Origin of the sequence: Christiangramia sediminicola, assembly GCF_031344135.1 — a bacterium.
Classification (GTDB): domain Bacteria; phylum Bacteroidota; class Bacteroidia; order Flavobacteriales; family Flavobacteriaceae; genus Christiangramia; species Christiangramia sediminicola.
Genome location: NZ_JAVJIU010000001.1, coordinates 434,505 through 452,263 on the forward strand (window position 1 = coordinate 434,505; position 17,759 = coordinate 452,263).

At 36.8% G+C, this 17,759-nt stretch carries 16 protein-coding genes; 5 read left to right on the forward strand and 11 right to left on the reverse strand.

Annotation, left to right across the window (positions count from 1 at the left end; all coding sequences use genetic code 11):
* The first annotated feature begins 8 nt into the window (after positions 1-8).
* On the forward strand, positions 9-668 hold the full coding sequence (gene tsaB, locus RE431_RS02025; RefSeq protein WP_309560288.1) for a tRNA (adenosine(37)-N6)-threonylcarbamoyltransferase complex dimerization subunit type 1 TsaB: 660 nt from the start codon (positions 9-11) through the stop codon (positions 666-668).
* An 11-nt stretch (positions 669-679) separates the two neighbouring features.
* On the opposite strand, the gene RE431_RS02030 is transcribed toward tsaB, so the two are convergent.
* Both RE431_RS02030 and RE431_RS02035 read right to left on the reverse strand, forming a co-directional pair.
* On the reverse strand, positions 680-1,543 hold the full coding sequence (locus RE431_RS02030) for a mechanosensitive ion channel family protein (RefSeq protein WP_309560289.1): 864 nt from the start codon (positions 1,541-1,543) through the stop codon (positions 680-682).
* Positions 1,544-1,615: 72 nt separating this feature from the next.
* Complete coding sequence (locus RE431_RS02035; protein WP_309560290.1) at positions 1,616-3,658, reverse strand: thioredoxin domain-containing protein; 2,043 nt, start codon at positions 3,656-3,658, stop codon at positions 1,616-1,618.
* Between the two features lie 181 nt (positions 3,659-3,839).
* Here RE431_RS02035 and RE431_RS02040 point away from each other — a divergent pair, with 181 nt between their 5' ends.
* Positions 3,840-6,110: an inorganic phosphate transporter gene (locus RE431_RS02040; protein ID WP_309560291.1), complete on the forward strand. Its 2,271-nt coding sequence runs from the start codon at positions 3,840-3,842 to the stop codon at positions 6,108-6,110.
* A gap of 53 nt (positions 6,111-6,163) precedes the next feature.
* Here the strand turns inward: RE431_RS02040 and RE431_RS02045 are convergent, their stop codons facing one another.
* Complete coding sequence (locus RE431_RS02045) at positions 6,164-7,078, reverse strand: NifU family protein (protein ID WP_309560292.1); 915 nt, start codon at positions 7,076-7,078, stop codon at positions 6,164-6,166.
* A gap of 10 nt (positions 7,079-7,088) precedes the next feature.
* On the opposite strand from RE431_RS02045, the gene RE431_RS02050 reads away from it, so the two are divergent.
* Positions 7,089-8,189, forward strand: a complete 1,101-nt coding sequence (locus RE431_RS02050) for a PorP/SprF family type IX secretion system membrane protein (protein ID WP_472924701.1) — start codon at positions 7,089-7,091, stop codon at positions 8,187-8,189.
* Here the strand turns inward: RE431_RS02050 and murI are convergent.
* From murI to RE431_RS02090, 8 genes are all read right to left on the reverse strand, one after another.
* Positions 8,186-8,977, reverse strand: coding sequence for a glutamate racemase (murI, locus tag RE431_RS02055; RefSeq protein ID WP_309560293.1), 792 nt, complete (start codon positions 8,975-8,977; stop codon positions 8,186-8,188). The genes RE431_RS02050 and murI overlap by 4 nt on opposite strands.
* A gap of 71 nt (positions 8,978-9,048) precedes the next feature.
* Positions 9,049-9,558, reverse strand: coding sequence for an OmpH/Skp family outer membrane protein (locus tag RE431_RS02060; protein ID WP_309560294.1), 510 nt, complete (start codon positions 9,556-9,558; stop codon positions 9,049-9,051).
* A 37-nt stretch (positions 9,559-9,595) separates the two neighbouring features.
* Positions 9,596-10,405 carry an OmpH/Skp family outer membrane protein gene (locus RE431_RS02065; protein WP_309560295.1) on the reverse strand — a complete coding sequence of 270 codons (810 nt, stop codon included), beginning with the start codon at positions 10,403-10,405 and terminating at the stop codon, positions 9,596-9,598.
* Positions 10,406-10,436: 31 nt separating this feature from the next.
* Positions 10,437-13,058: a BamA/OMP85 family outer membrane protein gene (locus RE431_RS02070; RefSeq protein WP_309560296.1), complete on the reverse strand. Its 2,622-nt coding sequence runs from the start codon at positions 13,056-13,058 to the stop codon at positions 10,437-10,439.
* A gap of 7 nt (positions 13,059-13,065) precedes the next feature.
* Complete coding sequence (locus RE431_RS02075) at positions 13,066-13,806, reverse strand: isoprenyl transferase (RefSeq protein WP_309560297.1); 741 nt, start codon at positions 13,804-13,806, stop codon at positions 13,066-13,068.
* The gene (porG, locus tag RE431_RS02080; protein WP_309560298.1) at positions 13,807-14,508 is read right to left on the reverse strand and encodes a type IX secretion system protein PorG; all 702 of its coding nucleotides are present in this window, start codon (positions 14,506-14,508) and stop codon (positions 13,807-13,809) included.
* A gap of 100 nt (positions 14,509-14,608) precedes the next feature.
* The gene (locus tag RE431_RS02085; RefSeq protein WP_309560299.1) at positions 14,609-15,493 is read right to left on the reverse strand and encodes an NAD kinase; all 885 of its coding nucleotides are present in this window, start codon (positions 15,491-15,493) and stop codon (positions 14,609-14,611) included.
* Positions 15,494-15,496: 3 nt separating this feature from the next.
* Positions 15,497-16,153, reverse strand: coding sequence for a CBS domain-containing protein (locus tag RE431_RS02090; protein ID WP_309560300.1), 657 nt, complete (start codon positions 16,151-16,153; stop codon positions 15,497-15,499).
* Between the two features lie 90 nt (positions 16,154-16,243).
* On the opposite strand from RE431_RS02090, the gene RE431_RS02095 reads away from it, so the two are divergent.
* Positions 16,244-16,957: a pyridoxine 5'-phosphate synthase gene (locus RE431_RS02095; RefSeq protein WP_309560301.1), complete on the forward strand. Its 714-nt coding sequence runs from the start codon at positions 16,244-16,246 to the stop codon at positions 16,955-16,957.
* Positions 16,958-17,719, forward strand: coding sequence for an alpha/beta fold hydrolase (locus tag RE431_RS02100; RefSeq protein ID WP_309560302.1), 762 nt, complete (start codon positions 16,958-16,960; stop codon positions 17,717-17,719).
* Positions 17,720-17,759 lie beyond the last annotated feature (40 nt).

Genomic DNA, 17,759 nt, shown 5'->3' on the forward strand with positions numbered 1-17,759 from the left:
CGCATATTTTGGCAATCATATTATGTCTTGAAACAGCTACGACCAATTGTTCGGTTGGGATAGCTAAAGATGGAAAATTACTTTCCCTAAAAGAAGATAATAGTAAGAATTATTCTCACGCAGAAAAGCTTCATCTGTTTATCAATGAGGCATTGTCTGAGGCTGGCATTAGTAAAAACCAACTAGATGCTGTTGCCGTGAGTAAAGGCCCTGGATCTTATACAGGTCTTAGGATTGGCGTTTCTGCAGCTAAAGGATTATGTTTTTCGCTGGATATACCGCTTATCTCGATACCTACCTTAGATCTTCTCGCTTATAAATTGAAAGAGGAAGAGGGAATTTTCATTGCTATGCTGGATGCACGTAGAATGGAAGTTTATTCCGCTGTATTTAATTCTCATCTTGAGCAGGTGAGAGATACCCAGGCACAGGTTCTGGATGAAAACTCATTTGCTGAATACCTTGAAAAATCGAAGGTTCATTTCATTGGAAATGGAGTAGCTAAGTTTGAAGATATCTGTAAGAACTCCAATGCCATTTTTCATAAACAGGAATTTCCTTCAGCAAAAGAAATGGCTGAAATTGCCGAATTCAAGCATCAAAAAAGCGACACCGAAGATGTCGCTTACTTCGAGCCTTATTATTTAAAAGACTTTATTGTTGGTTAAAGATTCTAGATCTATTCAGATTTTTTCTCTCTAACAGTACCTCTCATTTTGGTTTGATCATATAGATAAACATCTCTCTGAGGATAAGGAATTGTCATTCCTGCTTCTTCTAGTCTTATTTTACCTTCTTCGATCATGTACCAATGCAGATCCCAGAAATTAGGCAATTCAGCAAAATATCTTACTGAGAAGTTTACAGAACTATCACCTAGTTCCGAAACAATGATCTGCGGCGCAGGATCTTTCAGTACGTTTTCCTGCTCCATCACCATATTAGTAAGAACTTCCTTCGCTTTCTTGATATCATCATCATAAGAAATACCAAAAGAAAGATTTTCCTTCCTTGTTTTGTTGAAAGAGTAGTTGGTGATATTATCATTACTCAATTCACCATTAGGGATCACTACGCGTTGATTACCGAAAGTATCAAGTTTCGTGTAGAACAAAGAAATTTCAACTACAGTTCCTGAAACTCCCTGAGCCTCTATCCAGTCTCCAACTTTAAAAGGTTTAAGTACGATGATGAGCACACCACCGGCAAGGTTCGCTAAAGATCCCTGTAATGCAAGACCAATGGCTAAACCTGCGGCACCAATTGCGGCTACCAGCGAAGCACTTTCAACTCCTAATTGAGTGATTACAAGTACGAAAAGAATGATCTTTAATCCCCAGCTCGCTGCGTTCACAGTGAATTTCTCCAGTGTTGGATCGTAATCCTTTTTCTCAAATAGTTTCTTCAGGTATTTTACGATCAGTTTAATGATCCATAGTCCTACGAAAAGTAGAACGATCGCTCCAATTAATGTAGGAAGATAATCGATAAATTTAGCTCCGTATTCTTTGACGATATCGCCCCAGCTATCCAGCTTTTCCATAAATTTTTTGTTAGTATTTTTAATTAAGCCCTAATTGTAAAAAAATAGAGTTTATTTCCTCTTTAAATTATGTTAAACTTGCCGAATCAGTTGTAATGACTCACTTTCCGAGCTTAGAGGAAGTTGGCAAGCACCTTTTTCGCAAATATAGACCAGATTTTTATTCTTCACCAAACGTTGCTTTAATATTGGAAGCTCAGATTCATTATCAGTTCCGGCGATAACAATATTTTGTAAAAATTCTTTTTGAAAAACTTTTGCCTTTTTTCTGAATTCATCTCCGGTAATAGCCACTTCGTAAAATGGATGGCTGAAGTTTAAAGCCAGATCGAGCCAGTTAGAATAGGAATGAGGATGTTCTTTAATCTGCTCAAGTACCGTATTTAGCATACTTTCAGACTTTTCTATCAACTCCTCCTGACTTTTTAATTTTCCAATTCTGAAGAGATTTTTGGCCATCTCAGAGTTTGAGGCTGAAATAACATTATCATTTATCTCCAAAGTATTGGTTATTAATTTACGGTCTTCTTTAGATTTGAAGAAGTACAGACCTGAATCCTTATCCTGAAAATTATTTTCCACGTTTTCGAGCAGAGTATAGGCAGTTTGCAGATATTTCTCTTGGAAAGTCGCTTCGTATAGATCCAGAAAGGCGGTTATGCTGAAGGCGTAATCTTCTAGATATCCATTAATGGTGCTTTTGCCTTTTTTATAGGAATGATAGAGATTTCCATTCTCCTGGATTTGATTGTTGATGATAAATTCTGCATTCTTTTCAGCAATTTTTAGATATTTTAAATTTTGAAAAGCTTTGAAAGCTTCCGTGTAACCACTAATCATTAAAGCATTCCAGGAAGTAAGGGATTTGTCATCCAGACCTGGTTTTTTTCTAGTAGCTCTTGCAGATTTTAATTTTTCATGGCATGAAGAAATTTTTTCATGAAGTTCTTTTTCAGATAAATTGAGATCTCCAGAAAGCTGTTCAAATGATTTAGTTCTGATAAGCACATATTTATTCTCCTCCCACTTACCAAAATTGTTAATATTATAGACCTGAGAAAATATCTCATAATTGTCTTCAAGCAACTTTATTAAATCTGATTTACTCCAAACGTAATAGGCACCTTCTTCGTTATGCCCTTTTTTATCTTCGCTATCGGCATCTAATGCTGAATAAAATGCTCCCGAAGCATCGGTCATTTCCGATTCTATGAATTCCAGACTTTTCTCCACCACGCTTTTATACCACTCATTATGAGTGATCTTGTAAGCTCTTGAATATAATCTTACCAGTTGGGCATTGTCGTAAAGCATTTTCTCAAAATGCGGCACATGCCACTTTTCATCTACAGAATACCGGGAAAATCCACCATCTATAGGATCAAAAACTCCACCCCAGGAAATTTTATTTAAGGTGAAAAGGCAGTGATCCATCATTTCGTTATCAGAATTCTGAAAAGCATATCGCATCAAAAATTCATAATTATTCGGCATCATAAATTTTGGTGCTCTTTGATAGCCGCCGTTTTTTTTGTCAAAAGATCTTTTCCATTTATTAATTATCGGAAAGAAAATGTCCCTGTGAATTTTTTGAGAATCCTTTGCCGGTTCTATGATCTGGATCTGTTTTAATCCTTGTTTCAGCTTATCTGCATACTCAATTAATTTTTCAGGTTGAGTTTTGTATAGGTGCGATATTTGCTTTAAAGCATCCATCCACTGTTCTTTTTTGAAATATGTTCCACCCCAAACTGGTCTGCCATCTGGTAAGGCTATCACATTCATGGGCCAGCCACCCATTCCTGTCATAACCTGCACGGCATTCATATAAACCTGGTCTACATCGGGGCGTTCTTCTCTATCTACCTTAATATTTATATAATTAGAATTCATGATCTCTGCAACATCAAAGTCTTCGAAACTTTCGTGTTCCATAACATGACACCAGTGGCAGGCTGAATATCCTACACTTATCAATAACAATTTATCTTCATTTTCTGCGGAGTCCAGACTTTCATCATTCCATGCTTTCCAATCAACAGGGTTGTGTGCATGCTGAAGGAGATAAGGGCTGGTTTCATGAATAAGTTCATTAGTATTTTTTTCTTTATTCATATTCGGAAGAAAATTTCAATGTATTTAAATAAAAGACTTGTAGCAGAATCTGTGATTTAAAATTAGTGATTATATAAGAAATGCTTAAAAAAGCCCGGAATAATAATCTTTTAATAACTTTAAGCCCCAAGCCAATGTAAAATTTAATTATAAATTTTGCAGGCTGATAATTGATCTATCTATGGAAGACATTTACCTGGTAATGTTAGTGGCGCTTTTAGCCCTTGCTATTACAGACTTAGTTGTTGGAGTTAGCAACGATGCGATTAACTTTCTTAACTCGGCAATCGGTTCCAAAGCCATATCTATGCGAACCATTCTTATTGTCGCCAGTGTGGGTGTTGCCATTGGAGCGATTTTTTCAAGCGGATTAATGGAAGTTGCCAGGAAAGGTATATTCATGCCAGGACAATTCTATTTTGAAGAGATCATGATCATATTCATGGCCGTCATGATCACAGATGTCCTCTTACTCGACTTTTTTAATTCCCTTGGTCTACCGACCTCTACAACTGTTTCCATAGTTTTTGAACTTCTTGGAGCTGCAGTTTGTATGGCAGCAATCAAGATTTATAAGGAAAGCAATGGAGACTTGAGTCTTCTTACAGATTATATAAATACTTCGAAAGCAACCGAAATTATTATAGGAATACTAATGGCTGTGGTGATTGCTTTTCTCATTGGAGCGATAGTACAGTATATTTCCCGGCTCGTTTTTTCATTTCAATTTGAACGTAAAATAAAATACTTCGGTTCTGCCTTTGGAGGACTTTCCCTTACTGCGATTCTTTTTTTCATTGTGATCAAAGGGATGAAAAGTGTTTCATTTATCTCTGATGGGGTAGTGGAGTATATCAATACCAATACATTCATAATTGTACTTATTGGATTCGTGATATTTACCGCGATCTCTCAATTTTTAATGAGTGTTCTTAAAGTGAATATTTTAAGGGTGATCATTATCATCGGGACCTTCGCACTGGCTTTAGCCTTCGCCGGAAACGACCTGGTGAATTTTATCGGGGTTCCAATAGCCGCGTGGCAATCTTTTGATCTTTGGCAAAGTGCTCACGAGGCAACCGGTGTTCTTCCTTCAGAATTTGCGATGACAGGTTTATCGGGAAGTGTTCCCACTCCAGAAATACTTTTGGTTGTTGCAGGGGGAATCATGGTAATTACCTTGTGGTTTTCTAGCAAAGCACGTTCTGTAGTAGATACAGGGATTAACTTGGCCAGGCAGGGCGATGGAGTTGAACGTTTTGAGCCTAACTGGCTTTCCAGAGGTATTGTAAGATATTCGGTTTTATTCGGGAATGCGGTTTCTACAGTACTACCGGAAAGAATGAAGAGGAAGATTGATAATAAATTCGATAAACCAACCGCTAGATTAAAAAATAGAAGGATTGATGCTCCTGCATTTGATATGGTTCGCGCTTCTGTGAACCTTGTTGTGGCAAGTGTGCTGATCTCTATTGGCACCAATATGAAATTACCTCTTTCTACCACCTATGTAACTTTTATGGTAGCTATGGGGAGCTCTTTAGCTGACAGGGCATGGGATAGGGAAAGTGCCGTTTACCGTGTAGCAGGAGTTCTTAATGTTATTGGAGGCTGGTTTGTTACAGCAATAGTTGCCTTTACGGCAGCAGCAATCTTTGGTGCGATCATATATTTTGGCGGTACCATTGCTCTAGCCGTACTAATCATTCTGGCGATAGTACTTGTGGTAAGAAGTGGATTTTTGCATTCGAAAAAAGCCAAGGCAGAAAAAACGAATAAGAAATTTAAGAAGAGTGATATTATTACCATTAATGAGATCACTTCAGAAACCTCTGAAAATATTTCAAATGTGATAGGAGGGATCAATAAAATGTATTCCAGGACTGTAGATCAATTAGGATATTATGATCTAAGCAAACTGAAGAAGAATTATAAGCGAATTGAGAAACTGGAATCTGAAGTAGATGAACTAAAAGACAATATTTTTTACTTCATTAAATCTCTGGATGAAGATTCGGTTGAAGCAAGTAAATTCTATATTCTAACCCTGGATTATCTTCAGGATATGGTTCAATCTATTGGTTTTATTACAAGGAATAGTTACAACCACGTTCATAATAACCATAAAAATTTAAAGTTCAATCAAATCAGGGATCTGAAGAAAGTTGACGATAAAATGCAGATCCTATTTGATGAGATCACAGAAACTTTTGATAATCATGAATTCGGAAATATTGATAACCTGCTAAGCGAAAAGCAGGAATTAATGAACTATGTAAGCGATCTTATCCAGAAACAGATTGAAAGGATCAGAACTTCTGAATCAAGTCCCAAAAACACTAAATTATACTTCGGCATTCTTCTGGAGACAAAAGATCTTATCGGGTCAACGATGAGTTTGCTCCAATTGTTCCAGGAGTTTTACAATGAAGCAAGAACAACAACTTATTAAATAAAAAAATCCCTTGAAAAAGGGATTTTTTTATTTGTATATCAAATTTCTATTTAACCATTAACCGCTTCAACATATTCAACCTTACCTCGCATCATATCTCTAAGCATGGTTTCAATTCCACTTTTCAATGTCATTGTTGAAGAAGGGCATCCGCTGCAGGCTCCCTGAAGGATTACTCGAACGGTCTTATTGTCTTCGTTATAGCTGTCGAATAAAATATTACCACCATCACTGGCAACAGCAGGTTTAATATATTCATCAAGAATCGCGATCACTTGTTGAGAAGTATCATCAAGATGATCAAATTCAGCAGTTTTTCCTTCCTGAGTTTTTGAAGCTTTATTGGTAGCTTCAACCGTTTCAGCAGTTAAAACCTCATTTCCTTCTTCGATGTAATTCTTAATAAATTCTCGTAATTCAAGAGTGATCTCTTCCCATCCCGCCATGTCGTATTTCTGGATAGAAACATAGTTTTCGTCAATAAAAACTTCTTTTACGAATGGAAAATGGAAAAGTTTCTGCACTAATGGTGCGTTCTTCGCTTCATCAATATTCTTGAATTCAACCGATTTTAAAACCAGCTTCTTGTTGGCGACAAATTTCATCACCGCTGGATTCGGAGTGCTTTCAGCGTAGACCGTTACCGGTACCTTTCCAGAAGTTGCCTTAACTTCTTTAATAACCTCTCCGCCTTTATTAAGGTAGGCGCTAATTTGATCAGCCACTTCCTTTTCAACGTCTTCCCATTCAACAATGTCATATTTTTCTATCGCAATGAAATTCTGTGCGATATAAACCGTTTTAACAAAAGGGAGGTAGAACAATTGTTGAGCAAGAGGTGATCTTGAAGCCTCATCGATATTCTTAAATTCAAAATTTTCGTGGCGTGTAAGAAATTTATCTGCTTCAAATTTTACAATCGAAGGAGTTGTTGTTCTTACTATGTTGATAGTGAAATCTTTCATTTCAAAATTTTTGACAAAAATACTAAAGAAAAACAAGCTATTACATATATTTACAGCCTTTATGGGGACTAATACACTTATTTTTTGGGCTTATACCAGACGTCCTAATGTTCTAAAGTATTCCTTGTTTTTATTGTTGAGTTTATTAATTAATAATTCGGCAGTAAAGGCACAGGAAATAATTCCAACATATTCCGATTACTTAACCGACAATTTATATCTCATCCATCCATCGATGGCCGGGGCCTCCAATTACGATAAATTAAGACTTACTGCCAGGCAGCAGTGGTTCGACGTTGAGGAAGCACCCAACTTACAAACGTTGGCATATAATTCCAGGATCAGTGATAAAATTGGAGTAGGGGGAATTTTATTCAGGGATGAAAATGGTAATTATTCCAAGCTTGGTGGTTATGCCACTTTTGCTTATCATTTAATGTTTTCCAGAAGTACGGTAGATCTTAATCAATTGTCTTTTGGGATTAGTGCTGGAGTCATCCAACATCGACTTGATACTAGTGGTTTTACCAGATTTGATCCTTTAATTGGGGAGAATGATTCAGATATTTTTGCCAATATGGATTTTGGAATATCTTACTACGTAAGAGATCTTTATTTCCATTTTGCAGCAAAAAATATTCTTTCAGTAAGCAGGGAATTATTTTATTCTGATGCCGTACCGAGTAATATGAGAAAGTATCTTTTTTCGGCAGGTTATGTATTTTCTCTGAATCAATATGATCCATGGAGTTTTGAACCTTCCATACTTTTTCAGGCCCGTGAAGCTACTAACGAAATGGCATTGGATGTAAATGCCAAAGCGTATTATGAACTTGAAAATGGAAAATTATGGGGAGGGCTTTCTTACCGTAATGGTTTTGAAAGTGCAGAATATACTAGGGACGGTGAGCAGGTGAATAATCAGCAATTAAGATATATCACACCTTTTGTAGGAATCAATTACAAGAAATTCGTATTTGGATATACCTATAGTTATCAATTGAATTCTATTGTACTTAGTAATGGAGGATTTCACCAATTGACTCTGGGATATAACTTTGGTGAAAGCCGGGAACGTTACCATTGTAAATGTCCTGCTATCAACAACTAGAAATCCAGCTGTTCTACTTTATACGCATTTACATTTGCGTTGATAATTTCTGAAAGCACTCGTGGATCAATATTCGTGTAGAATTCAGGAGTAACCTTCACAGAATTTGAATTTAGAATATTGTTATTGTTTAAAATTGCCTTCGTCTGTCTCGCGACAGCTTCTCCCGAATCGATGATCTTTACATCTTCAGGTAAAATTTCGGTAAGTAGTGGTATCAGGTAAGGATAATGGCTACAGCCTAGCACGAGGTAATCAATTTTGGCCTCAATCATAGGCGCTAATAAGATCTCCAGTAATTCCCTTGTTTTTTCTGAATCTTTTTTTCCGCTTTCAATCAATTCAACGAGCCCGTTTCCTTCAACTTCAATAACGTCAATATCCCTGGTATATAATTCTGAAGTTTGAGCGAATAATTCACTGGTAAGTGTTCCGCGAGTCGCTAGAATTCCAATGGCTTTATTCGAACTTTTTAATGCTGCTGGTTTAATAGCCGGCTCAATACCTATAAAAGGAACATTATAAGTTGAACGAAGCACTTTTACGGCATTTGTGGTAGCTGTATTGCAAGCAACAACAATAAGCTTGCAATTCATCTCCAGGAGCTTTTCAGTATTCTTAATGGAGAGCTGAATGATCTTCTCCTGGGTTTTAATTCCGTACGGAGCGTTTAAACTATCAGATAAATAGATCGTTTTTTCAGACGGCAATAGATTGTGGATTTCCTTCCAGATGGAAGTGCCACCAACGCCTGAATCAAAAATTCCAATAGGTCTGGGATCATTCATATATGTACAAAAATAAAAACTGCGTACATTTCTGTACGCAGTTTTATAAAATTATTTGGAATGGGCTGTAATTACAGTCCTAATTCTTTCTTTACGTCTGGCATTAGATCATAACCATCAGCTAGAAGTACTCCAGTTCCAGTAGTTGAATCTAGAACGTAATCGTAACCTTTAGCTCTTGCTACTTTCTGAATAGCTGTACGAACTTTTTCAAGGATTGGTCTAAGTAGATCAGTTTCTTTTTTCTGTAGATCCTGTCTTGCTTTAGAGCTATGCTCCTGAATTCTTCTTTGTGCAGCTTGAAGTTCTGTAGCTCTCTTTTGGTTTTCCTCTTCAGACTTAGTATTTGCTTCTGCTTCGTAACGTTGCATTGTACTTTGAGCTTCAGATAACATATCTTTTATCTCTGCGTCATAAGTCTTTTCTAGTTTTTGAAGCTGATCCATCGCGCCTTTATACTCAGGTAATGATTGTACTAGATCTTGAGTAGCGATATGTGCAACCTTAGACTGTGCATTTGTGAAAGCAGTAGCGCCAATCATTAAAGCTAAAGCTATAAAAAGTGTTCTGAATTGTTTCATTGTAATCTTCGTTAAGTTTAATTAAGGTTTAAAAAATTTAATTTATTGTATCGTTCTTTTGTTCTCTTGCATTGATAATAGAATCTCTTTTTCTTTCTCTTTCAGCTAGAATTTTAGCTCTTCTATCTTCAAACTCTTTCTGTCTCGCAGCCTTTAATGAATCTCTTTCTCTCTTTCTTTCTTCGATAAAAGCTTCACGTTCAGTTTTACGCTGTTCAACCAATTCTTCTCTTTCGGTTATTTCTTTGTCCTGCTCAACAGTTCTGTTTTCTTCCTGCTCGAATTTCTTGATCTCATCCCTGTTTTCAAGTTGTTCACGGTTTGCAGTTCTTTTAATAGTTCTTAGAACAGTTTCGCTAACATCGTATTGTTGATCTGCATATATCATTCCAATATCTGCAGTGCGGTCAAAAACGAAATCTAAATTCCTATTTTCAGCTATCTGCTGAACAGCGGTGAAAACCTGATCCTGGATTGGTCTTACCAATTGTTTTTTCTGGATCATATAATCACCATTCGGGCCAAATCTATTTTGCTGATATTCCCTGGCCTGTTGCTCCATATATGCGATCTCTCCTTCGCGCTCTTCGATCAATTCCTTAGTCAAAAGAGCTCTTTCATTATCCAGTCTGGTCTTCATATCTTCCACCTTCTGCATTTTCGCTTCAGCTTCAGCTTTCCATTCCTGAACGCGATTATCAAGTTGCCTGCTGGCTTGTTGATATTCCGGAACATTTTCAAGAATATACTCCATATCTATGTAACCAAGTCTGATGCTTTTTTGAGCTGATAGCGATGATATACTAAGTGCTGCAATTGCTACTATGGATAATATTCTTTTTTTCATTTAAATCGAATATAGAAAATATCGTGCCAAATTAAAACTGTTGACCAATGATAAAGTGTGTTTCCCATCCATTTGGACCTGATTGACCAACTATCTCGTCAAATCCGTATCCAAAGTCAATACCTAATAATCCGAAGGTTGGCATGAATATTCTTAATCCAACTCCCGCAGATCTATTTAATTGAAACGGATTGTAGTCTCTAAAATTGTCATAAGTCGCTCCAGCCTCCAGGAATGAAAGTGCATAAATAGATGCTGCAGGTTTCAAAGTAATTGGAAAACGAAGTTCCAGAGAGTATTTGTTATAGATCACAGCTCCATCATCTCTCTCATCTGCTGGTCTATCTAAAGGTACAACAGACTGGTTTGGATATCCTCTTAACTGGATTGTTTCTCTACCATCAAGGCTATAAGCACCAAGACCATCACCACCAAGGTAGAAACGCTCAAATGGTGGAACACCTCTTTCACTATTGTACGCTCCTAAGAATCCAAATTCGGCATGAGTTCTTAATACAAGGTTGCTACTTGGTCCAAAACTAGCAAGAGTTTCATACCAGCTACCGTCAAGTTTAATTTTATAGAATTCTAACCAGTTGTATTTTTTCTGATCAACTTTTTCCTGATCTGGAACAGAGTTTTCTCTTGTTACACGATTCCCCTGGTTGTCAATTAGATTACCATTATCATCTCTTAACTGGTATTCATCCATATTCTCCAAATTCCCGTAGTCTACACCATTCCATAATGAGTAAGGAGGGGTTAGTTTCGCAGTAAATGCGAATTTAGAACCTCTTGTAGGGAAAATAGGGTTGAATGCTGTGTTATCTCTAGTAATTCCTAATTGGTAATAAAGGTTGTTAGAGTGACCATTACCGAAAGTAAATAATCCAGTATTATAGTTGTTAAGATTATATCTCTGGAATCCTACATTGTTGGCGATGGTTACGTATTGATCTGGAGAAGTAAGTCTTTTTGCAAGACCAACGCTAACTCCAAGAATATCAAAACTTCTAGTTTTATCTGCTTCTCTTTCAATATAATCGAATAGGAATTGTCTGGTATAACTGAAAGAAGTAGATAAACTAACCGGTCTTTTACCTCCTAACCAAGGCTCTCTGAACGATAGGCTGTAAGTCTGATAAAAAGTACTTGCCTGAGCTCTAAGCGAAAGCGATTGTCCATCTCCCATTGGGATTGGGTCATAGGCGTCTTTATCAAATAATCCCTGTATAGAGAAGTTATTGAAAGAAAGACCTAAGGTTCCAATGAAACCACCTCCACCGTAACCACCTTGTAGTTCGATCTGGCTTGCTCCGGCCTCTACAACCTGATATTCCAGGCTTAAGGTTCCTTCTCTTGGATCTGGTTCAACGAATTCAGGATTCAATTGTTCAGCATCAAAGAAACCAAGTGCACCAAGTTCACGAACGGTAGCGACAACTGCTTCCTGACTGTATTTTTGTCCAGGCTTCGTTCTCATTTCACGGTAGATCACGTGATCTTTCGTTTTTTCGTTACCGGTAACTCTAATTTCATCGAAATAAGCTTCTTTACCTTCTATGATCCTAACTTCAAAATCTATAGTATCATTATAAACGTTTGTTTCAACAAGATCTATAGTAGAAAATAAATAACCGTTATTCTGATAAAGGTTGGCAACCGAAGTTTTATTTGGTTCTCTTCCCTGGATTCTTTCATCGATAAGTACCCCGTTGTATATATCTCCTTTTTCCAGTCCAAGAACTCTTCCTAAAGCTTCGTCCGTATAAGCAGAGTTTCCAAGGAAATCTATTTCACCGATGTAATATTGATTTCCTTCTTCAACATTTAATGTAAGAGCAATATCCTCTTCACCTACCTTTTCCAAAGTATCTGAAATGATTCTCGCATCTCTGTATCCTTCTTCTTTGTATTTATCTATCAGGGAAACTTTATCTTCCTGATAATCTGATCTTACAAACTTAGAACGCTTCCAGAATCTGTAGAATTTCTTTTCCTTGGTATTCTTCATGTTGCGTTTCAACTTCGCATCAGAAAGTTTTTCATTACCAATAATATCGATATCGGCGATCTTTACTCTCTCACCTTTTTCGATATCAACTACCATATTCACTTTATTTGAATTGGTGGTGTCTGTAGCCTCTGAAGTTCGAATATCAACTTTCGTATTGAAGTAACCTTCTTTCTTGAATTTGTTCTGGATATAATTCTGAGAAGTGGTAAGCAGGTTTTCGTTTACTTTAACACCGGGCTTTAGATCGCTCTCGTCAATTAGATCTTCACGTTCGCTCTTTTTCTTGATCCCTGTAAATTTAACCTGGTTAAGTACAGGAACTTCTTTAATCTCAAGTTCAAGATCTGCAACATTACCATCAACATTTGTAATGTAGAAGTTGATATCACTGAAGAGTTCCAGTTTCCAGAGTTTGTTAATTACATCACGTAATTTTTCTCCCGGAATATAAATTTCCTCTCCTTCTTTAAGTCCTGTATAGGTGATTACGGTTTTTTCATTATAGGTAGTAGTACCGGTAACCTTGATTTCTCCAATGGTATATTTTTTTGAATCTCCAAGGGGTAGGTCCTGTGCTTTGGCAGCTATACTGAAAATGAAAAAAATTGCAAAAAGTGTAAATATCTTTTTCGTCATGAATGCACTAACTGAGTTGCTCACTTGTTTTTCCAAATCTTCTTTCTCTGTTTTGATAGTTGTATATGGCTTCAAAAAGATCTTCCCTTCTGTAATCAGGCCATAAGATTTTCGTAAAATACAATTCGGCATAAGCAATCTGCCATAAAAGGAAGTTGCTTATACGTTGCTCACCGCTGGTGCGGATCAAAAGATCCACATCTGGTAAATTTTGGGTGTAAAGATGCTCATTTATAACCGATTCATCAATAGCATCTTCAGATAATTCTCCACTTTTAACCTTCGTTGCAATCTGCCTAAAAGAATTCGTGATTTCTTCACGGCTTCCGTAGCTTAAAGCAAGAGTTAAGGTCATTCTGTTATTGGAAGATGTTTTTTCAATCACATCCAGTAGTTCATGCCTTGCCTTTTTAGGAAGACTGGAAATATTTCCAATACAGTTAAGCTTAATATTATTGTCTTTTAAAGTTTTGATCTCTTTTTTTAATGACGAAACCAGGAGTTTCATAAGAGTGTCAACTTCAAGTTTAGGCCTGTTCCAATTTTCAGTAGAGAAAGCATAGAGTGTAAGGTTTTTCACTCCAATTTCAGCACAACCTTCTACAACATCTCTTACCGCCTTAGTGCCTTCTTTATGCCCTGATGCCCTAAGGAAACCTTTTTGCTTAGCCCATCTGCCATTACCATCCATAATGATGGCAATGTGCTCGGGTAATTTTTGAAGGTTTAAATTGTCTTTATATTTCATTTAAAAGCAATAACATGGCTTTCGCCCAAAAGTAAAAGTGAATGTTATACCGGTAAAAACGTACCAGTCGTTTGTATTTCTATTTCCAAATTCGGCTGCCGGCTCTCTTCTTCCTAAATATTCTTCAGGCCAGCTACCGTCTATATTATCGGTAAAGGTGTATCTCGCACCAATTTCTATTGCCCCGATAATATGTTCACTAACAGCTTCTTTATAACCCATCACCATGGGAATGGCAAATTCCCAGTTTGCAGCATCCTGATTTACCAGGTTGTTAGCTCTCCCATTCTCAAGATACAGGTGATCTGCTTTGAAATAGGTTATCCCCGTATATAAATAAGGGGTTTTTTGAGGTAGCGGTTCGCTAAGATCGAAATCATAAAAATTGAATTCCAGTCCTAAAGTAGCTTCAGCAATGGTATTATCAAATGAATAACCTCTTTGCTGTCTTCTTGTATCATCAGATTTTTCATCATCTGCTGAAATTTGTGCATATAATAATGATAATCTTAATGCATGCCTGGAGCTTCGGTTCCACTTGGCAACCAAGCCGCCCACCGGTGAATTCGGTAGGATATAATTGGATTTTCCAACATCTCCAATAAAATTTGCACCTCCGGCAAAAGCCCCGATCTCAACTTGTTGAGAGTAGGAACTTACAGTAAAAAACGCCATTAACACAAATGCGATTAGGTACCTCATAGGTTTTCAAAAGTTTGCAAATATAACAATTCTGTTTGCTCTGCAATAATTTGAGCAGATTTGTACATACGTATAAACAGTTTTTGGAAGTTTTTATTGCTTAATTACGCTTGTCTTCACCCCAAAGAAGTTTTTTTCTAAGGGTATTAAGAAAGCTGTCTTCCTGTAGTTCTACGAAATTAATGGTGTAGGGTGCTTTTTTAATAATGATCTCAGTATCGTTTTGTAGGGTAGCGATTCTTGAGTCCATGGAAACCAAATGTTCCTTTCCTCGTCCTGAAACCTTTAATTTTATTCTGGTGTGATCTTTAATTACAAGTGGTCTTGCATTAAGATTATGTGGTGCGATAGGAGTTATTACTAATGAGTCGGCATCTGGCGTGATTACCGGGCCGCCGCAACTTAAGGAGTAACCAGTAGACCCGGTTGGGGTTGCGATTATTAAACCGTCTGCCCAGTACGATGTAAGGTATTGATCGTCCAGCCATGTATCTACAGTGATCATGGAAGTCGTGTTTTTACGGCTAACGGCAATTTCATTCAATGCGATGTGGGAAAAGACAGGATCAAAACTTTTTGGATTAGTTTCCATGGTAAGAACAGATCTTGGAGAAAGACTGAACTTTTTTTCCAGAATTTCTTCCAGGGTACTTTTGATCTGTTCTTTTTGAATAGTCGCAAGAAACCCAAGTCTTCCGGTATTAATTCCAACGATAGGAATATCCAGGTTCCTTATATAATTAATAGATTTTAAGATTGTACCATCACCTCCGATACAGAAAAATAGATCAAATGAATTATCTAACTCTTCAAAAGCGCTGAAGTGTTTATAATCTTTTTCAATATTATTATTACTATGAATGAGTTTTAGAAAATCCTCTTCAATAAATACTTCTATACTTTTCTGGTCGAGTAATTCTAGAAGCTGACCTATATATTGAGCTGCATTGGCGTGATAGAACTGACCGTAAATGCCTATTTTCATAAATTATATGTTCAGGTATTTATCCAGATATTTAGAGCGATCTTTCAAATTTTTATTAAAAGTATCTTCCTGGTGTTCTGAAATTATAATATAGCCATACCTTCTAAACGCCTGAATGATCTCATTCATTCCAGATGGAGTGATCTTTAAAGTGATCTCTGCCATGTCATTTTCCATTTTAGAAACAAAAGCTCCTAAAAGATGGGCGTTATTAGATTCTACGATCTGGCTTACTTCGCCAAAGGTATAATCTTTAAATGCTTTTTCTACTACCAGGATGTTTCCGGGTTCATTTAAAAAAGGAGTTTCCTTGAATAAAGAGATCATTTCATTCAATTCTACATAACCCATATAAGTGTTGTCTTCATCCAGAACAGGTAAAATATTGGAATTGTTCTGGGCAAAAGTTTCCAGGCTATCTAGCCAGTAATTGCTTTCTTTTACAAAGAAACCTTCCAGGGCATAGCGGTAATCTTCCAGGGTTTTGTCGTTTTCAAAACATCTTACATCGTTCTCTGAGATACAACCAATATAAATACCTTCACTTTCTACCGGAAGATGTGTAAAGGTTAATTGATTGAAAAGTTTCTGAACCTCACCAATCTTTTCGGAAAGATTTATGATCTCAACATCATTCAATATGTACTCTTTCAAACTCATTTCTATCTATTCCTTTTATGCAAATTAATCAAAATAAAATTCATTGAAGCAGACTACACTTTGTATTTTTGATAAATAAATGATGTGAAAATGACGAAATTAAGCGTAAATATTAATAAGATCGCCACCCTTAGAAATGCACGAGGCGGTGATGTTCCCAATGTTCTGGAAGCAGCAAGGAGTATTGAATCTTTTGGGGCAGAAGGGATTACTGTGCATCCAAGACCCGATGAAAGACATATTCGCTATGCAGATGCTCGTGAATTAAAACCAATTCTGAAGACTGAATTTAATATAGAAGGTAAGCCAATTCAGCAATTTATAGATCTGGTGCTGGAAGTGAAACCAGCGCAAGTTACTTTGGTGCCAGATGCTGAAGATGCTATTACCTCGAATGCCGGTTGGGATACTATTAAACATAAGGAGTATCTGAAAGAAGTGATTTCAGAGTTTAATTCTAACGGAATAAGAACTTCGATCTTTGTAGACCCGGTAAATGAAATGATTAAAGGTGCTTCGGAAACAGGCACTAACAGGATCGAACTTTACACTGAATCTTTCGCGGTAGATTATGCCAAAGGAGATAAGAACGCAGCCAAAGCTTATGCCGAATGTGCTGTGCTGGCAAATAAATTAGGATTAGGAATCAATGCAGGGCATGATCTTTCCTTGCAGAACATTAAATTCTTCAAAGATAGTGTTCAGCATCTGGACGAAGTTTCCATTGGGCATGCTTTAATTTCAGAAGCGCTCTATATGGGGTTGGAGAAAACGATTCAGCAATATTTAAAATTATTGAAATAGATGAAATTACATTCAGTGATACTTGGTGAAGGAAAGCCTTTGCTAATTCTACACGGATTTTTAGGAATGAGCGATAACTGGAAAACTCTGGGTAAGAAATTTGCCGAAAACGGTTTTCAGGTTCACTTGATAGATCAGCGAAATCATGGTAAGAGTCCACATAGTGATGATTTTTCTTATGAATTGATGGCTGCAGATGTAGTTGAATATTGCCAATCTCACGATCTTAAAAATATCACTTTAATGGGGCATTCTATGGGAGGGAAAACAGCTATGTTGCTCGCCTGCGAGAACGAAGGCCTGGTAGAGAAATTAGTTATTGTAGATATTGCGCCAAAATATTATGAGCCACATCATCAGCAGATCTTAAAAGGGTTAACGGCACTGGATGAGGCTAATCTCACTTCCAGAGGAGATGCCGAAGATTTTCTTGAAGGCTATATTAAAGAAACCGGTGTTCGGTTATTTCTTTTGAAAAATCTTTACTGGAAAACTAAAGAAAAACTTTCTCTGCGCATGAATCTTCACGCTCTTAAAGAAAATATCGAGCAGGTGGGAAGAGCGCTTCCTCAGGATGCGGAATATAATGGACCTACATTATTTATAAACGGAGAGCTTTCTGATTATATCACAAAGGCTGAGGAACCACTTATTAAAAAGCATTTTCCTGAAGCAAGGATCGAAACGATTTCCAAAGCTGGGCACTGGGTTCATGCTGAAAATATGAAAGACTTTTTCGAAGCTGTAATTCAATTTGTTTAAATTCTTTCTAAATTTATTATGTATGCATAATAAATAGCGT

What these genes read in the sequence shown, in the direction of transcription:
- RE431_RS02045 (WP_309560292.1), bottom strand. Translation starts at nt 7,078, where the DNA reads ATGAAAGATTTCACTATCAACATAGTAAGAACAACAACTCCTTCGATT.
- RE431_RS02035 (WP_309560290.1), bottom strand. Translation starts at nt 3,658, where the DNA reads ATGAATAAAGAAAAAAATACTAATGAACTTATTCATGAAACCAGCCCT.
- murI (WP_309560293.1), bottom strand. Translation starts at nt 8,977, where the DNA reads ATGAATGATCCCAGACCTATTGGAATTTTTGATTCAGGCGTTGGTGGC.
- porG (WP_309560298.1), bottom strand. Translation starts at nt 14,508, where the DNA reads ATGAGGTACCTAATCGCATTTGTGTTAATGGCGTTTTTTACTGTAAGT.
- RE431_RS02090 (WP_309560300.1), bottom strand. Translation starts at nt 16,153, where the DNA reads ATGAGTTTGAAAGAGTACATATTGAATGATGTTGAGATCATAAATCTT.
- RE431_RS02070 (WP_309560296.1), bottom strand. Translation starts at nt 13,058, where the DNA reads ATGACGAAAAAGATATTTACACTTTTTGCAATTTTTTTCATTTTCAGT.
- RE431_RS02085 (WP_309560299.1), bottom strand. Translation starts at nt 15,493, where the DNA reads ATGAAAATAGGCATTTACGGTCAGTTCTATCACGCCAATGCAGCTCAA.
- RE431_RS02065 (WP_309560295.1), bottom strand. Translation starts at nt 10,405, where the DNA reads ATGAAAAAAAGAATATTATCCATAGTAGCAATTGCAGCACTTAGTATA.
- RE431_RS02075 (WP_309560297.1), bottom strand. Translation starts at nt 13,806, where the DNA reads ATGAAATATAAAGACAATTTAAACCTTCAAAAATTACCCGAGCACATT.
- RE431_RS02100 (WP_309560302.1), top strand. Translation starts at nt 16,958, where the DNA reads ATGAAATTACATTCAGTGATACTTGGTGAAGGAAAGCCTTTGCTAATT.
- RE431_RS02030 (WP_309560289.1), bottom strand. Translation starts at nt 1,543, where the DNA reads ATGGAAAAGCTGGATAGCTGGGGCGATATCGTCAAAGAATACGGAGCT.
- RE431_RS02095 (WP_309560301.1), top strand. Translation starts at nt 16,244, where the DNA reads ATGACGAAATTAAGCGTAAATATTAATAAGATCGCCACCCTTAGAAAT.
- RE431_RS02040 (WP_309560291.1), top strand. Translation starts at nt 3,840, where the DNA reads ATGGAAGACATTTACCTGGTAATGTTAGTGGCGCTTTTAGCCCTTGCT.
- RE431_RS02060 (WP_309560294.1), bottom strand. Translation starts at nt 9,558, where the DNA reads ATGAAACAATTCAGAACACTTTTTATAGCTTTAGCTTTAATGATTGGC.